General features: G+C 48.4%; 14 protein-coding genes and 2 pseudogenes. 2 read left to right on the top strand and 14 right to left on the bottom strand.

The window, feature by feature from the left end; genetic code table 11:
- Window positions 1-325 precede the first annotated feature (325 nt).
- Both DEH07_02565 and DEH07_02560 read left to right on the top strand, forming a co-directional pair.
- Window positions 326-506: pseudogene (locus DEH07_02565) on the top strand (IS66 family transposase).
- A 236-nt stretch (window positions 507-742) separates the two neighbouring features.
- Window positions 743-1,774 carry a hypothetical protein gene (locus DEH07_02560; GenBank protein ID HBY03424.1) on the top strand — a complete coding sequence of 344 codons (1,032 nt, stop codon included), beginning with the start codon at window positions 743-745 and terminating at the stop codon, window positions 1,772-1,774.
- Between the two features lie 10 nt (window positions 1,775-1,784).
- On the opposite strand, the gene DEH07_02555 is transcribed toward DEH07_02560, so the two are convergent.
- The 14 genes and pseudogenes from DEH07_02555 to DEH07_02490 form a co-directional block, all read right to left on the bottom strand.
- Window positions 1,785-3,956 carry a stage V sporulation protein D gene (locus DEH07_02555; protein HBY03423.1) on the bottom strand — a complete coding sequence of 724 codons (2,172 nt, stop codon included), beginning with the start codon at window positions 3,954-3,956 and terminating at the stop codon, window positions 1,785-1,787.
- 23 nt (window positions 3,957-3,979) lie between these two features.
- Complete coding sequence (locus DEH07_02550; protein HBY03422.1) at window positions 3,980-4,603, bottom strand: alpha-ribazole phosphatase; 624 nt, start codon at window positions 4,601-4,603, stop codon at window positions 3,980-3,982.
- A gap of 41 nt (window positions 4,604-4,644) precedes the next feature.
- Window positions 4,645-5,067 (bottom strand): hypothetical protein, encoded by a 423-nt coding sequence (locus DEH07_02545; protein ID HBY03421.1) that lies wholly within the window; start codon window positions 5,065-5,067, stop codon window positions 4,645-4,647.
- A 72-nt stretch (window positions 5,068-5,139) separates the two neighbouring features.
- Window positions 5,140-5,392: pseudogene (locus DEH07_02540) on the bottom strand (translation initiation factor 2).
- 77 nt (window positions 5,393-5,469) lie between these two features.
- On the bottom strand, window positions 5,470-6,309 hold the full coding sequence (locus tag DEH07_02535) for a phosphatase (protein ID HBY03420.1): 840 nt from the start codon (window positions 6,307-6,309) through the stop codon (window positions 5,470-5,472).
- Window positions 6,278-7,267, bottom strand: coding sequence for a peptidase (locus DEH07_02530; GenBank protein ID HBY03419.1), 990 nt, complete (start codon window positions 7,265-7,267; stop codon window positions 6,278-6,280). The genes DEH07_02535 and DEH07_02530 overlap by 32 nt, the downstream gene beginning before the upstream one ends.
- Window positions 7,268-7,358: 91 nt before the next feature.
- Complete coding sequence (locus DEH07_02525) at window positions 7,359-7,619, bottom strand: stage V sporulation protein S (GenBank protein ID HBY03418.1); 261 nt, start codon at window positions 7,617-7,619, stop codon at window positions 7,359-7,361.
- A gap of 113 nt (window positions 7,620-7,732) precedes the next feature.
- Window positions 7,733-8,515 (bottom strand): TIGR00282 family metallophosphoesterase, encoded by a 783-nt coding sequence (locus tag DEH07_02520; protein ID HBY03417.1) that lies wholly within the window; start codon window positions 8,513-8,515, stop codon window positions 7,733-7,735.
- A 156-nt stretch (window positions 8,516-8,671) separates the two neighbouring features.
- Window positions 8,672-9,193, bottom strand: coding sequence for a hypothetical protein (locus DEH07_02515; GenBank protein ID HBY03416.1), 522 nt, complete (start codon window positions 9,191-9,193; stop codon window positions 8,672-8,674).
- 175 nt (window positions 9,194-9,368) lie between these two features.
- A complete protein-coding gene (gene rny / locus DEH07_02510; GenBank protein ID HBY03415.1) occupies window positions 9,369-10,907 on the bottom strand; it encodes a ribonuclease Y in 1,539 nt (512 codons plus the stop codon).
- Window positions 10,908-11,233: 326 nt separating this feature from the next.
- Entirely contained in the window at window positions 11,234-12,256 is a 1,023-nt protein-coding gene (recA, locus tag DEH07_02505) for a recombinase RecA (GenBank protein ID HBY03414.1), read from the bottom strand.
- Window positions 12,257-12,283: 27 nt separating this feature from the next.
- Window positions 12,284-13,519: a competence/damage-inducible protein A gene (locus DEH07_02500; protein HBY03413.1), complete on the bottom strand. Its 1,236-nt coding sequence runs from the start codon at window positions 13,517-13,519 to the stop codon at window positions 12,284-12,286.
- Window positions 13,520-13,645: 126 nt separating this feature from the next.
- A complete protein-coding gene (locus tag DEH07_02495; GenBank protein ID HBY03412.1) occupies window positions 13,646-15,145 on the bottom strand; it encodes an ATPase in 1,500 nt (499 codons plus the stop codon).
- A gap of 141 nt (window positions 15,146-15,286) precedes the next feature.
- On the bottom strand, window positions 15,287-16,128 hold an 842-nt coding region (locus DEH07_02490; protein HBY03411.1), incomplete at its 5' end, for a transposase.

The following is a 16,128-nucleotide window of genomic DNA, read 5'->3' as shown; positions in this document are numbered from 1 at the left end:
ACGGCATGGTAATCCTTCCATTCTATACGGGAATTTGTAAGCCCGACGGTTTGAACTCCTATTTCAATTATAAAAACTGTTACCATTCCCTCTGCAACGACCACCACCTTCGGGAACTTAAAGTGGGTCATTGAAAACGAGCGCCAGACTTGGGCGCAGCAGATGTATGACCTGCTCTTGAATGCCAAGGCCGCGGTTGATGAAGCAAAGGATAATTCCAAGACCTGCTGCGGAAATGAACCAGCTTATTGATTTTGAGAAAAGTTTCAGCAGCATCATCACTCTTGGGTATCATGAGAATCCATTCATTATGTTTGATTTTCGGATCCCCTTTGGTAACAATCAAGCAGAACGTGACTTACGCATGACCAAAGTCCAGCAGAAGATTTCCGGCGGATTCTAAGTCCATGCAGGGCGCCAAGATCTTTTGCCGGATCAGGGGTTATATTTCTACGGTTAAAAAGAATTCTGTTCCGGTATTGGGGGCAATCCGGGACGCTCTTTAAGGGTAATCCGTTTATCCCATATTGCGATAAGGTTCTACAATTGGATATTACCCGGTTTCGGGTATAGTTGCCTTATGTTTATGCCCAGGCGTTAGCCTGAGTAGTTACATAAAATGCCTTTAATAACCAGTCTATTGAAATCCCTTCTGCGCATACAACTTAATTATGGAGATCATCAGGGCGTCTCTTACGAACATTAAATTTTCCCAAGTAAAGCGTGAAGGGATGTCGTTGCTATGTCCGTTACTGTAAAAGTTATCAGCTCCAGGCATGAGCTTTTGGATTTTGCTTATTTCCCCATCCGAATCTACAGCCGGGAAAAGCACCGCCCCTGGACAACTCCCGACGAAATGCTCAACATGCTCAGTTTCTGGAATACATACTGGCTCAAAGCCAAATACAAATGCTTTTTGGCTGTGGACAACGGCCAGATCGTTGGAAGATTGACCGCCATATACGACCCCCGTACACCAAAAACAGGATTTTTTGGCGCCCTGGAAATTGTTGAAGACATGGAGGAAGCAGCGGAGAATCTGTTCAAAGCTGCAGAAGAATGGCTTATCGTACAGGGAGCGGAAGAGATTACAGGCCCGGCCACTTTTAATACCAATCAGCAGGTAGGTCTCCTGATCGATGGATTTGACGAACCCCCGCAACCCTTTATACCCTACAACCCCCCCTATTACAGGCGCCTGCTTGAAGAGTATGGTTTTACAAAGTTGAATGATTTACTCTCCTACAAGTATTCCGCTGACCAGGACTTGCCGGCGGTCATTAACAAGGTTGCCGGCCGGGCTGCGCAAAAAACGGGATTGCTCATGCGCAGCTTGAAAGTAACCAGTCTGTCCAGGGAAGTAGAAACGATCAGGTTGATCTTAAACGAGTCCATGGCTGAAAACTGGGGATATATACCGCTGTCGCGCCAGGAAGTGGAGGGAATGCTTTATTTCTGTCTGTCCCGGGGAGACCCTTCGCTTGTCTTGACAATCTTTATTGACTCAGAGCCGGCAGCCTTTTCCATGTCACTGCCGGGGAGCGCAAAGTATTGCGCCCGGTTAGCCCTCCTCGGAGTAGTTCCCCGCTTCCGTCTTAAGGGCTTAGAAGCGCTGCTGTTTCAAAAAACACAGTCTATTCTTTCATCTAAAGGTTATAAAATAATTGAAGCTTCTCAAATCAGCGAAAACAATCTTCCGATGCTCAAGTTAATCCCCAAACTGGAAAACAGCCGGCTGATCAAGCGCCACCGGTATTACAGGAAGGATCTCTAAAAGACACTATCTATTCGGGGTTGAAATAAACTTTCACAACGCTGCCCGGTTTCACACCCGTGCCTGCCGGGGGACTTTGATACAGAGCCAGCCCGCTGCCTTCCGCTTTGAGCTTTAAGCCGATTTCTTCCAGCAGGACAGCCGCCTTCTTAAGTGTAAGGCTTTTTAAATCAGGTACGGTTATTTTATCCGGGGGTTTTGATAAATCAAAGGGAGTTACTTTGAGCGTGACCAGGCTCCCCTTGATCAGATTGCTTCCGCCCCCGGGTTTCTGCCCGGATATAACACCCTGCGGCGCCGAAGCCCAGCATACAAGACCGCGGTTTTTAATCAGCCGGGTTGCCTGTTCGGCGGGAAACCCGATTACATTCGGGACCGCCACGCGTGAAGGAACCTTACTTGGATCGGGCAATTCTTCTTCGCTTTTTTGAGCGCCCGTTTTTTCCTGCGGGATACCTAGATATACAAGTGTATCCCGCATCACCGACTGGAAGGCCGGAGCAGCAACCTCCCCCCCGTGATACTTGCTCCCTTTGGGCTCATCAACTATAACAAGGACTGCCGCCCTGGGATTATCCAGCGGCCCGTAGCCCAAAAAGGAAGCCACATATTTACCCTCTATATATCCTTTGGGCCCCGGGATCTGGGCCGTTCCCGTCTTGCCAGCGATCCTGTACCCTTCAACCTGCGCTTTTGTTCCAGTTCCTTCTAAAATCACATCTTCCATCATAGAAGTAAGTGTCCTGGCTGTTTCACTGGAAATAATGCTGCGGACCTCTTGCGGTTTAAACTCCTTAACGATTTTTCGCTGGTCATCTTCAAGCGCCTTGACAAGATAAGGCTTCATCAACTTGCCGCCGTTAGCTATCGCGCATGCTCCAGTAATCAGCTGAATGGGAGTAACGGCGATGCTCTGTCCTATGGACATGGTAGCCAAATCAAGTTCGGTGGCTTTTTTCTTATCCATGAGGACGCCGGATTCCTCCCCCGGCAGATCTATCCCCGTGCGGGCGCCGAAGCCAAACTCCTGCAGATATTTGTATATATTCTCTTTACCCAGCCTTTGGCCTACCTGTATTAAGGCAACGTTGCAGGAGACGGACACAGCTTCCGAAAATGTCAGACTTCCATGCCCTTCTCTTTCCGCACAGTAAATCCTTCTGCCTTTTACTACAATCGAACCGGGATCATATAATCTTTCACCGGGACTGACAAACCTTTTTTCCAGGGCTGCGGCGGCAATAAACATTTTCAGGGTCGAGCCGGGCTCGTAATTATATAGTACTGCTGTATCTCCTCCCCAGACACTTTCCGGTTCCTTGGACCAGTTTCCCGGATTAAAAGCAGGCCGGTTTCCCATAGCCAGGATCTGGCCGGTCGCAGGATCCATGACGATTATTGCAGCCCTGGCCGGCTTATATGAGGCAACCAGGTTGTCCAGTTCCCGTTCAACAAAAAATTGGATTGTCTGGTCAATTGTTAAAACCAGGTTGGCGCCGGGATCGGAAGGATTGACATCGGTCTGTGCCTGGGGAACAGGCAGTCCCTTAGCGTCACTTTCAATTGTTGAAGAGCCTGGCTTACCTTTTAAATAACTGTCATAAGAATTTTCCAGGCCGGTTAAGCCTTGATTGTCACTGCCGACAAAACCCAACAAGTGCGCAGCCATGCTCCCCTGGGGGTAGGAACGCTTGTTTGACTCGATTAGACCAATCCACTGCAGGTCCGGATCTTTTTTTGAATCTTTGTCGGGATTTCCGCCGAGTTCTTTGCTGAGATTTTTTAAGCGTTCTGCGGCGCTGTATTCAAGGTTGTGCGTCAACCAGATAAAAGGTTCTTTACTGCAGAGTTTTTCGTATACCAGGGCTTGTTTTATGCCAAGAACAGGCGCAATCTTTTCGGACAGGCCTGCCGGGTCTTTTATCTTTTTTGACTGCGCGTAAACTGAGAAGGCGGGAATGTTTGTGACCAGTTCGTTGTGATTGCGGTCATAGATACTGCCGCGCTCAGGCTGGACGGTTACATCCTGGGTGTGATATTCCTCGGCCTGTCTTTTAAGTCCGGGTCCCCAGACTGCCTGCACCCAGAAAAGCCGGGAGACAAGGCCAAAAAGGGCTAATGAAATAAGTATAAAAACAAGGGCAACCCTTTTAGTTGTAAAAGATTTTTTAGCAGGATCCAGATCAGGCACCTCCCACCTTCCTTTTAAGAGCAACCAAGGTGGCTGAGGTCGTTGAATAGAACCAGCGTACCCCAGTCGGGGGAGTTGAAATCGATGATGTTGAGGCAGGCGTTGTCCAGACGCAGCCGCCAGTAATAAACCAGATCCATGCCCAGAACATCTGCGACAACAGCCCTGATGACACCGCCGTGGGAAACGACGACTATCTCCTGATCATCCAGATGGCGTTCCACAATCGACCGGATAGCCTCGTTAACCCGCACGGACATCTGAGCAAAAGACTCTCCCCGAGAACCTGAGCCGTCGAAAGGACTGTCCCACCAGTTTTTACCGGACTCAATCAATTTGTCCTTGACTTCCTGAGTAAAAACCTTTCCTTCCCAGCTTCCGAAATTGACTTCCCTTAACACAGGCATAGGCATTACAGGCAGGTTATGGGGCTGGGCTAAAATCTCCGCTGTTTTTACAGCCCTTGATAAATCACTCGCGTAAAAAGCCGTTATTTTGTAATCTCTTAAACGCCTGGCCAAAAATTCAGCCTGCTCAATCCCATGCCCGGAAAGCGGCACATCCGTATGTCCCTGGAATTTAAATTCGGCATTCCAGGTTGTCTGACCATGTCTGACAAGATAGATACGGCAACTCAATCAAAGACCTCCCAGCAAAACCTTCACCGGCGTTTTTATAATTAACGTTCTTCCTTTTCAACTAATTCTTTAACTCTTTGTACAAGCTCGGCAATTAAATGGGGGAGAGGTTCGGACCTAAGGCCAATCAGATCAAATGCATTGCGGCTTAAAGGCAGAAGAATTTTACGGGCTGGGCTTAAGGCGATCGCCTCAGCCATGCCGGGCGTTAATTCTCCAAGCATCGCATGCGGTATTAAAATACTCACCGGCCCCACGATAAGATTGACCCTTCGAGCATTGTAAATTATTGCATTTTCACCTGTTGCGCCCTCATTGGCTCCAGCCTTCAACATAACGGAAGTAGCCGCGGAGTTTGTCCCAAGGGCCAGGAGCTCAACATTTTCGGGCAGCTCCCGGCGGAGTTTTTCCATGATATGCCTGCCTATGCCTCCGCCCTGTCCGTCAATAACCGCAATCCTCATTTTCATCGCCCTAGTCAGTTATTATATCATACCCGCTCAAGATGAAAAGATCTTAGAAAAATATTGGGAATTTCATCCTCCCTGTTTTTTTGATTCCATCTCGACAATCTGAATATTTTTTTACAAACGAACGGGCATAACGATTGTTTGCCAAATGCAGTTTTATGTTTTCTTTTTCTAGTCGCGTAAGTGAACAAACTCTTTCTTTTTCCAGCTTTTCTACAAGATTAAGCAGGACTCTCCGGCTCAGCCTCAGCTGTTCTACTTTTTCTTCCAGTTCCCCTACCCGCTGCTGCCAGTAGCACACCTCGTCGCAACCGTCCAAGAGCAATCACCTCCTTTTTAGTATATGCCGTACGCTTCGATATAGACATTGACAAACCTGCAAAAAGGCGGTGTCTCCTATTTTTGTCCTGCGCATTTCTTTAAATTCACAACCGACTGGTAAGGAACAGTAACTTCCCCGATGTATCCGTGCCCGGCCTTGTCCCCGTGAAAATCGGAGCCTCCCGTAGAAACCAGGTTATACAATCTGCAGATTTTCAGAAAGCGGCTAATCGTTTCGGAATTATGCCCGGGGTAATAGACTTCCAGGCCCTGCAGCCCGTCTTTAACGAACTCGGGAATAAAACTTTCACTGTTGTCAATCATGGGATGAGCAAGAACGGTAACCCCGCCTGCTTCGCGGATCAGTTGAATAGCCTCGCTTGTGCTGTATTTAAACCGCGGGACATAAGCAGGGCGCCCTGTGCCCAGGTATTGCTCAAAAGCCTGGGCAACAGACTGGACAAGGCCGGATTTAATAAGAACCATGGCCACATGCGGACGGCCTACGGAGCCATTCCCGGCAGCGGCCAAAATCTGGTCCAGGGTTATTTGAACACCAAGATCACGCAACCTGGCTGCAATCTTAGCAATCCTCTCTCTTCTCTTCTGATTCAGCAGTTCAAGAAAAGACATAAAAACAGGATCAGTATAATCCATCAAATAACCGAGCAGGTGGACCTCGCGTCCTTTATGCTCGGTGCTCATTTCAACGCCGGGAAGCACCTCCAGGGATAACCCGTGGCCTGCTTCCAGGGCGGAAGCAATACCTGACGAGGTCTCGTGATCGGTAATGGCAATCGCCTTTAAGCCGGCTGCTTTTGCCAGGTGAACCACCTGGGCGGGTGATTTATCACCGTCGGAAGCGTCAGTATGAATATGCAGATCAGCAGACAACGCCTTCACCTGTTTTCCCATTCCAGACTTTCTTAAACAAGCGCAAAAAATTGCCTCCCAGGAACTTGCGGATATCTTCCTCTTTATAACCCCTGCAGAGGAGTCCCTCTGTCAGGGCAGGCAAATCACCTGCATCACCCAGGCCCTCCAGACGCCCGGAATACCCGTCAAAATCAGAGCCCAGCCCGATGCAGTCCGGCCCGGCAATGGAGACTATATAATCAATGTGGTCAAGGAGTTTTTCTAAAGACGGGCTCTGCTGGTGGACAAAATCAGGAACAAAGGTAAGGCCCATCACTCCCCCGCCGGTGGCCAGGGCCTTGATCTGTTTATCAGTCAGGTTGCGGGGATGCGGACAGACTGTCCCGCTGTTTGAGTGCGAGGCAATTACCGGCTGAGTAGAAATTTCCAGTACATTCCAAAATCCGGCTTCCGAGAGGTGGGAAACATCTATTAACATCTTTAAGCAGTTCATTTCCTTTACAACTTCAACCCCAAACTTGGTTAATCCGCCATACGTCCACGCCTCGGCTACTCCGTCGCCAAGCTCATTACGGCCATTCCAGGTAAGAGTAAGGCACCGCACACCAAGACGGTTAAGCATCCGGAGGACCTCAATCCGCCCCTCCAGCGCCTCTCCCCCTTCAACAGTCAGAATGGCGGCTATCTTATCAAGTCCAAGAGCCTTTTCAAGATCATCGAAATCTCGCACCAACATTATTTCCCCGCTGCACTCGTTCAATTCGCCATAAAAGCGGTCAAACAGCTCCATTGCCCTTCTAAGATAATTCCCTCTGTATTGCGGAGAAATAAAGGCGGCAAAAAACTGGACCTTCACCCCGCCCTTGCGAAGACGGGGCAGATCTACGTGCCCGCTGTCCCTGCGCTCCTTTAAGCTGCAGTTTTCCTGCGCCAGGACAGTCAGAACATCGCAGTGCGCGTCTACAATAACACTGCTTGTGTGCAGTTGATGGTTCATTCCGTACCCTCCAAAAAAAATTTCACCGCAGAAAAATCAAAAACCTGTTTATCAAAAATAAACAGGTTGCATGGACTCCTGTCGCTGAATGCTAGCGGGGTTCAACAATTAGCTTGATTGCCGTTCTTTCTTCCCCATCTATAATTACGTCGGTAAAAGCAGGTATGCAAATCAGGTCGATTCCACTGGGGGCTATAAAACCTCGCGCAATAGCAATTGCCTTAATCGCCTGGTTGAGGGCCCCTGCGCCGATTGCCTGTATTTCCGCGCAGCCCCGTTCTCTGAGCACCCCGGCCAATGCGCCAGCTACAGAATTTGGACTGGACTTTGCTGCTACCTTTAACACCTCCATGGTCGAAACCTCCTTCTTTTTACCGGAAAAAAATCAATCTTCTTACATAAGTATTCTTGGTAAGTAATAAAATTCCTTTTATTATCCAGAAATTATTTAATTGTCAATTCTGACTATTCATTATTTGCTATTCTCACTATGCTTCCGGATTCACCTGTCTGTGCATCTATCTCAATTACTACGGCATTAAACTGGTAAGGTCCCGGGGCTACCTCGAACCGCCTGGGAAGCTGGGTGAGGTACTTTTTAATAACCAGGTCGGCTTTCACACCGATTATTGAATCGGCCGGGCCTGTCATACCGATGTCGCTGATATAAGCCGTCCTGCCCGGAAGTATTCTTTCATCGGCTGTCTGAACATGAGTATGTGTCCCGCAAACCGCCGAAACACGTCCGTCAAGGTAGAGTCCGAAAGCTATCTTCTCCGAGGTCGCCTCTGCGTGGAAGTCGACCACCAGGGCTTTAACCTTGTTTTTAAGCTTCGTTAAAATCTCGTCAGCTTTGTGAAACGGGCAGTCCAGGCTGCCGGGCATAAAAATCCGCCCTGATAGATTCATAACACCTATGGACTCACCCTGTTTGTTCTTGAATATGTTTGCACCGTTTCCCGGAGCGCCGACCGGATAATTGGCCGGTCTTACAATCCTGCTTTCTTTGTCGATAAAATTAAAAATTTCTTTTTGGTCCCAGACGTGGTTTCCCATGGTTAAGACATTGATTCCGGAGGCAAAAAGCTCATTCGCCACTTCATTGGTTAAACCGTTGCCGCCGGCGGCGTTTTCACCGTTGGCAATAATAAAATCTATTTCAAATTGTTTAACCAGTTCCGGTATATTTTCCTTTACAGCCCTCCTGCCGGCCCTGCCGACAATATCCCCGATTAGTAAGACACGCAAAAAATTTTCCTCCCGCTATCCTTGAGAATCAATTTACATTAGGGAGATCAACTGCCTGCGTGCTTATTAATCGCCTCGCATTTAAGGCATTGCCCTCCCTAGTATTGATGAATTTTCATTTTTCTGCTGGCGCCGCTTTACGCGGGGCATGGGCGTCTACTTATTGAATACCAGGACGCGGTCTTCCTCCCGGAAGGCAAATAAACTTTTCTCGCTATTGGAACCCTTCATGCTTTCAAGCATGTATTCGATTATCTCTTCTTGAAAGAACTGGTCGTCATCAAGGTTTAAGTCTGCATCTTCCGTAACCAAATTTTCACCAAGCAGCACGCGCGCCAGCTTTACTATCAAGGCAATCTCTTCGTGCACCAGTGTATCCAGATCACGCTGGACTTCTATTATATTTAACTGGTCGCAATCAAGGCGATTTATTTCAACGACCTTCGATTTTCTCCCTTCAAGAAGGTTAAAAACTTCTATGCTATCCACCGCTTGTTTCTTTATCCGGTCAAAATATTCGGGTTCGAGGACCTTTGAAGAAATAAAGGAAAATTTTAAATAATGCCCGACAGGATCAAAATTTATCGTGGCTATTTCTGGATATCGTACGAGAATAGAAATTAAAAGACCGTCGCTCCAATTTACGTTTTCTTTGCCACCTGGCCGGACAGTTAACAAAAACAATCACCCTCCCGTCTAAAACTGATCATTGGCGCCTTTTTTTATCTAGAACAATTATCATGTTCTGTCTTTATGCAATAAATCCTGCTTAAAAAACGCCCTAAAAAAAAGAAATATTTATCTAATTGATCCATAAAAAGAAAAAAACGGCCCTTTTCAGGGCCGTCCCCTGCTATTTAGCATATTCCACAACTCTTATTTCCCGTAAGATGGTTACTTTAATCTGCCCCGGATATTCAACTTCATTCTCTATCTTTTTGGCAATCCCGCGAGCAAGGTGTACCGAACCCAGGTCGTCCACTTTTTCCGGTTTAACCATGATCCGGATTTCCCTGCCTGCCTGGATAGCGTAAGATTTATCAACTCCCTCAAAGGAGTTGGCAATTTCCTCGAGCTTTTGCAGCCTCTTCAAGTAGGCTTCAAGGGTTTCCCGCCTTGCTCCCGGCCTGGCGGCCGAAATCGCGTCCGCAGCCTGGATAAGCACCGCAATGATCGTTTTTGGTTCCTCATCACCGTGATGGGCGGCAATAGCATGAACTATCTCGGGATGCTCCTGGTACTTTTTAGCCAGTTCCACACCGATTGTTACATGGGGGCCTTCTACCATATGGTCCACTGCCTTGCCTATATCGTGCAGAAGGCCGGCGCGTTTGGTCAGCTGAATATCCACCCCGAGCTCGGCAGCGATCAAACCGCCCAGGTGAGCTACTTCAACAGAGTGTTTGAGAACATTTTGACCATAACTTGTCCTGTATTTCAGCCGTCCGAGGAGGCTGACCATTTCCGGGTGCAGGCCGTGCACCCCTGTCTGGAAGGAGGCCTGTTCGCCGGCTTCCCGGACCTGAACCTCAATTTCTTTTTGAGCCCTGTCCACCATTTCCTCAATCCTGGCAGGATGGATTCGGCCGTCCACGATCAATTTTTCCAGGGCAATTCTTGCCGCCTCCCTGCGGACGGGATCAAACCCCGACAGGATGACTGCCTCCGGAGTATCGTCGATAATTAACTCAACACCCGTAAGTGTTTCAAAAGCTCTGATATTGCGTCCTTCCCGGCCGATGATCCGCCCCTTCATCTCGTCATTCGGCAGCGGAATTACGGCAACTGTGGTTTCAGCGGAATGGTCCACAGCACAGCGCTGAATAGCAAGCGAGATAATATCCCGTGCTTTTTTATCAGACTCCTCTTTGATTCTGTTTTCCATCTCGCGGATCATGACTACTTCTTCGTGCTGAATCTCTTTTTCCAGGTTGGAGAGCAACAACTGCCTTGCCTCTTCGGAGGTCATTCCGGAAACCCTTTCCAACTCGGCTATCTTCCGGTTCTGCATCTCTTTGAGTTTGTTTTTGATGTCCTCAATTTCCTGTTCCTTGCGGGTTAATGCTTCTTCTTTGCGTTCAATACCCTCTACTTTCCGGTCCATGGTTTCTTCTTTTTGGACCAGTCTTCTTTCCAGGCGCTGAAGTTCGGAACGCCGCTCCTTGTTTTCCTTTTCGACTTCGTTGCGAAGCTTTAATACTTCTTCCTTGGCTTCTAGAACAGATTCCCGCCTGGTAGCTTCAGCGAATAATACAGCTTCTTCTTTTATTTTTTTCGCTTCTGCTTCAGCAGAAGTAATTTTGGCCTCTGCAAGGTATTTTCTGATCAGGTACCCAATTGCAAAAGCAACTATAACAACAGCAACCAATACCCCTATTATCTGGGGCTCCAAGCATCTCACCTCCCAAATCCTAGAAAACACGCGTTAAAAATTACATAAAAAATACCGAGACAATACTCGGCAGAAAAAGAATCAGTTATATAACACTTCTCCTTCGTTATTTAAAAAACTTACAAATAAAACCTCCAAACAGCAAAAGGGCAGTTGTAATAACTTAACTACCTTACCTATTGGTAATAATTCCTGCTATGGCTTTATTTTAAAGGATAGTAATTACCTGTATCTGATCCAAAAGGACTTTAATATCTATACTGATTCTATTTTCTCCCAGCGTAAATTGTACTAGCTTTACAGTTATCTGTCAAGAAAAACAAAAACTACTCCTGGGGCGCAGCCGGAGCCGATCTGTTTTCACTCAAATTAAAAGTCTGGCGCAATTTCTTTTCAATTTCCAAGGCCAATTCCGGGTGTTCCTTAAGAAAATCCTTAGCGTTTTCCCGCCCCTGTCCGAGGCGTTCTTCCCCGTATGAATACCATGCCCCGCTTTTGTTGATTATGTTAAGTTCGGCCGCCATATCCACGATGATGCCTTCCCGGGATATTCCGTGCCCGTACATGATGTCAAATTCAGCCTGCTTGAAAGGAGGGGCAATTTTATTCTTCACTACTTTAACCCTCGTGCGGTTGCCAATCATATCGGAGCCCTGCTTCAAGGTTTCTATTTTGCGGACATCAAGCCGGACTGAAGCATAAAACTTCAGCGCCCTGCCGCCGGGTGTCACTTCGGGGTTGCCGAAAGTAACGCCTACTTTTTCCCTGAGCTGGTTAATAAAAATAGCCGTCGCGCGGGACTTGCTGATCACGCCGGTCAGCTTCCGCAAGGCCTGGGACATAAGCCTGGCCTGCAAGCCCACAAATGGATCGCCCATCTCGCCTTCAATTTCCGCACGCGGTACAAGAGCCGCAACCGAATCAATCACGACCACGTCGACAGCCCCGCTGCGGACCAGGGCTTCGCAGATCTCCAGCGCCTGCTCTCCCGTGTCGGGCTGGGACAGGTAGAGGTTGTCAATATCTACACCCAGATTTTTTGCATAATAGGGATCCATGGCATGTTCGGCATCTATAAAAGCGGCGATACCCCCCATTTTTTGCGCCTGAGCGATGATATGCAGGGCTACGGTGGTCTTTCCGGAAGATTCAGGGCCGAAAATTTCTACCACACGCCCGCGGGGCACACCTCCTATACCCAGGGCAATGTCCAGCGACAGGGCCCCCGTTGGAATAACCTCCACGTCGAATTTCCCCGCCACATCCCCCAGCTTCATAATCGAACCCTTGCCAAACTGGCGTTCAATCTGCACCAGGGCCCCTTCCAGGGCTTTATATTTATCGTTCAAACCAAGTCTTCCTCCTCTATATCGAAATCAACCGCCTAAATGAAGTTTGATTAAGTTCAGGGCGGCATTTGACGCTCCCCACCTGACGCTCGTCCGGTTTCCCGGGAAACGGAACTGATGGCAGGCAGCCCCGCAGTCAACCGCCAGGGCAATAAAAACCAGACCTACAGGTTTTTCCTGCGTCCCCCCGCCGGGCCCGGCAATACCCGTCACTCCAACAGCCAGAGAGCTTCCGGTTAAATCCCGCGCGCCTAAAGCCATAGCCACGGCGGTTTCACGGCTTACCGCGCCGTGCTGTTCGAGGGTCTTCCCGGGTACGCCTAAAAGCTTTTCCTTGACCATGTTGTCATAAGCCACTATGCTTCCTAAAAAATAACCGGAACTTCCCGGAATGGTGGTCAGCCTTTCGGCAATCAGACCGCCTGTACAGGACTCCGCCGTAGATACTGAAAGGCCTTTGCCGAGCAATAAAGCGCCAACCGTTTCCTCGATAATTTCTTCATCCTCGCTAAAAATAAAACCGGCCATTCTTTCCTTTACCCGCTCCGCAAGAACGGAAATCATTTCTTCCGCGGCCTGCGGGCTCTCCGACCTGGCGGTCACCCGCACGTGGACTTCACCCGGTTTGGCCAGGTAAGCCAGCCCGGGGTTGCCCTGCCCGCCCAGATCAGCCAGTTTTTCCTGTACCATGGCCTCGGCAATGCCGGTTACTTTGATAATTTTGCTGCGCACTAGCATCCCCTGGACGTCCAGAGCTGCAAGAAAGGGCTCCACGAATTCCTTAAACATCGCTTTGAGCTCTCCCGGCGGCCCCGGAAGCAGGAAAATATAACGCTTGTCCTTTTCGATCAGAACCCCGGGAGCGCTGCCGCGCGGATTAGGCAGGATCCTGGAGCCTGACGGAAAATAGGACTGCTTATCCATAACTTCAGGCAGCTTGAGGCTTCTGTTGCGGTAAAGATTTTTTAACCAGGAAAGGGTAGCCTGATCCTGTACCATAGGAAGGCCCAGGACTCCTGCAGCGGTTTCCTTGGTCAGATCGTCCGTTGTTGAGCCCAGCCCGCCGGTCACAATAACCAGGTCCGAACGCGACACAGCCCGGGCGAGCGAATCAGCCAGCCGGTCCCAGTGATCCCCTACGGTGGTATGCAGGGATGCGTCTATGCCAAGGGCCGCCAGACGCTGCCCCAGGTACTGGGCATGTGTATTTAATATCTCGCCCCGCAACAGTTCCGTTCCGGTGAAAATCAACTCAGCCTGCATTTTAATCTTTTTCCTTAAATGGTAATTCTTTCACTTATTTTAAAACGAGAGTATAAAATATGTCAAGAACCATTAATTTTCTAACTGCGGATCGGACGGGGAAAATAGTGGGGAAGAGACAAAAAATCAACAGTACATTCTCTGACCGGGCGCAGGTATACCCGAAAGGGTCTCACGCAGCTTGTCGCCGCTGATCCTCTCCTGATCCAGAAGCACTTCAGCTATACGGTACAAGGCAGCCCGGAGGCTGATCAGGCAGCTTCTTACACGCGCCTCCTGTGCGCTGAGAATTTCTGAAAGAACGCGGTAATGAAGCCCGCCGGGCAAATGCTCGGAGCTGACTACACCCAGCCTGGACATGCCGCTGTCGACTATCTTCTCAGCCAGCCGCATAGCCTGCTGGTAATCATTTACGGCGCCGGTGCTCTTGTTGCCCAGAACCTGTTCTTCGGCCACTGCCCCGGCTAGCATGATCGCAATCTGATCCTCCAGGTAATTCCTGGTGAACATATATGTATCGTCCTCGGGGCTCTGGCGCATATAACCCAGCGCCTGGCCGCGCGGAGCTACAGTCAGTGCAGAAACCGAACCGGGTTTTACAATCTCGCTCATCAAGGCATGGCCGGTTTCGTGGATGGCCACCCTCTCCAGTTCAGCCCTTATCGGCCGCCGCTCGAGACGGTCCCCGAGCAGTACCTTATCGACAGCCTCCTGGAAATGACGCTGCTCGATTATTTTGGAATTGCCCCTCATTGCCAGGATGGCCGCCTCATTGGCCAGGCTCTCCAGGTGAGCGCCGCTGAAGCCGAAAGTATCCCGGGCGAGCGCTTCCAAAGAAACATCCTCCGCAAGCGGTTTGTTGCGTGTATGCAGCTTGATTATTTCCAGCCTTCCCTCTTTGTCCGGAAGGTCAACCCTGACCTGCCTGTCAAACCTTCCCGGCCGTAGCAGAGCGGGGTCGAGCATATCTATACGGTTTGTCGCGGCCATCACAAGCAACCGCACATTCTCGTCAACCCTGAGCCCATCCATCTCAACAAGAAGCTGATTCAGAGTCTGGTCATATTCAAGGTGGCTGGTGGTGCGGCCCCGCAGGCCGCCAAGTATTTCTATCTCATCAATAAAAATAAGCGCGTTGCTTTTTCCCTGCTTCAAAGCCTTTTCCCTGGCTGACTGAAAGAGGCGGCGCACTCTCTGGGCTCCGACTCCCGCGTACATTTCTATAAATTCACTGCCGCTTGCCGCGACAAAGACGGCGTCGGTATAGTTTGCCGCTGCTTTGGCAAGCATCGTTTTCCCCGTTCCCGGAGGCCCGGTGAGCAGAAGACCCTTTAACGGGCGGATGCCCAGTTCTTTTATTGCGCTTATATTTCTGATAAAATCCAAAGCCTCGCTGAGTTCCTGGATGGCGGTAGCCTGTCCGCCCACATCTCCAAACGAAATCTGCTGGTTGACGGGCACTTGATGTTCGCTGAAACTTTTATTCAGCAAACCCCGCGTGGTGGCAAAATAATATGCCCCGGCGCCGGCGGCAGCCAAAAAAATGAGCGGTGTTGCGTCGTATCCGATAACAAATAGGAAAATCAGGACAGCCAAAACCACACCGAGACAAATTTCCTTGATCACGAAAGAAACCTTCCTTTCCGGCGAAATAACTCGAATGGCATTCTAGATTATAATAACATAAACAGGGAAAGGTTTGATCAGGAAATTACAGGCAAACTAGCAAGCAGGGCAAGCAGGGCAAGCAGGGACGGTTCTTGCTTGCTAACTACTTAAAATCCTACTCACCCAGGACTCACTGATACCGCCAAAAAGTTCACCAATCTGCTTTAATGTTAGAGATGAATTTTTTCTTATCGTTTTTATCAACTCGTCTCTCGCTTTTATGTTTTTCAATAAATCTGCATATAAAATACCGTCTTCTTCTATTATCTCCATTAATCTTTTTTGTGCTTGTTCTATCGTACATATATAATTACTATTTTTTTCATCAATCTCATCCTCTAAATCCATAAAATTAAATGCTGTGCTTTCTTGCTCCGTAACAAATTCCATATATCTCTTTATTGCTTTTTCTTTTCTTTCTGAAATACATCCAAGTATTTTGCCAGTATTTATTAACCCTTGCACATCTTTTTCCTTCCCCAGATAAATATTGTAACTACTCCACTTGTAATCTGAGGGAGTTTTAACCAATCTTGCCTTTGTAGGGTTATTATGGATGTACTTACTGACCTCTAAAAGATAACCATCATTGTCAATCAACTCACTTTTAAATCTATCCTGAAATAAATGACCGCATCTCCGATATTTTTTGTTAAAGTAATATACATAGCTAATATTTATGCTTTTGATTATTTTTGATATGTCGTTTCCGTTATCATCTATTATTAGATGGACATGGTTATCCATTAGACAGTATGCATATATGGTAAAGTTATATTTTTCTTTTATTTTTTTCAGGGTATCTAAGAACTTCGTTTTGTCATCAGAGCTATTAAAAAGGTTTTTCCTTTCGTTGCCTCGCTGGATTATATGGTAGGTTGAGAACTCTCCTTTTTTCCTTGCATGTCTTGGCATTTTATGTCGAGTAGACGCTCGACCTT

This window comes from Desulfotomaculum sp., from assembly GCA_003513005.1.
Lineage (GTDB): Bacteria > Bacillota > Desulfotomaculia > Desulfotomaculales > Nap2-2B > 46-80.
The sequence above is the reverse complement of the archived record's forward strand: the minus strand, read 5'-3'. Positions and strand labels throughout refer to the sequence as shown.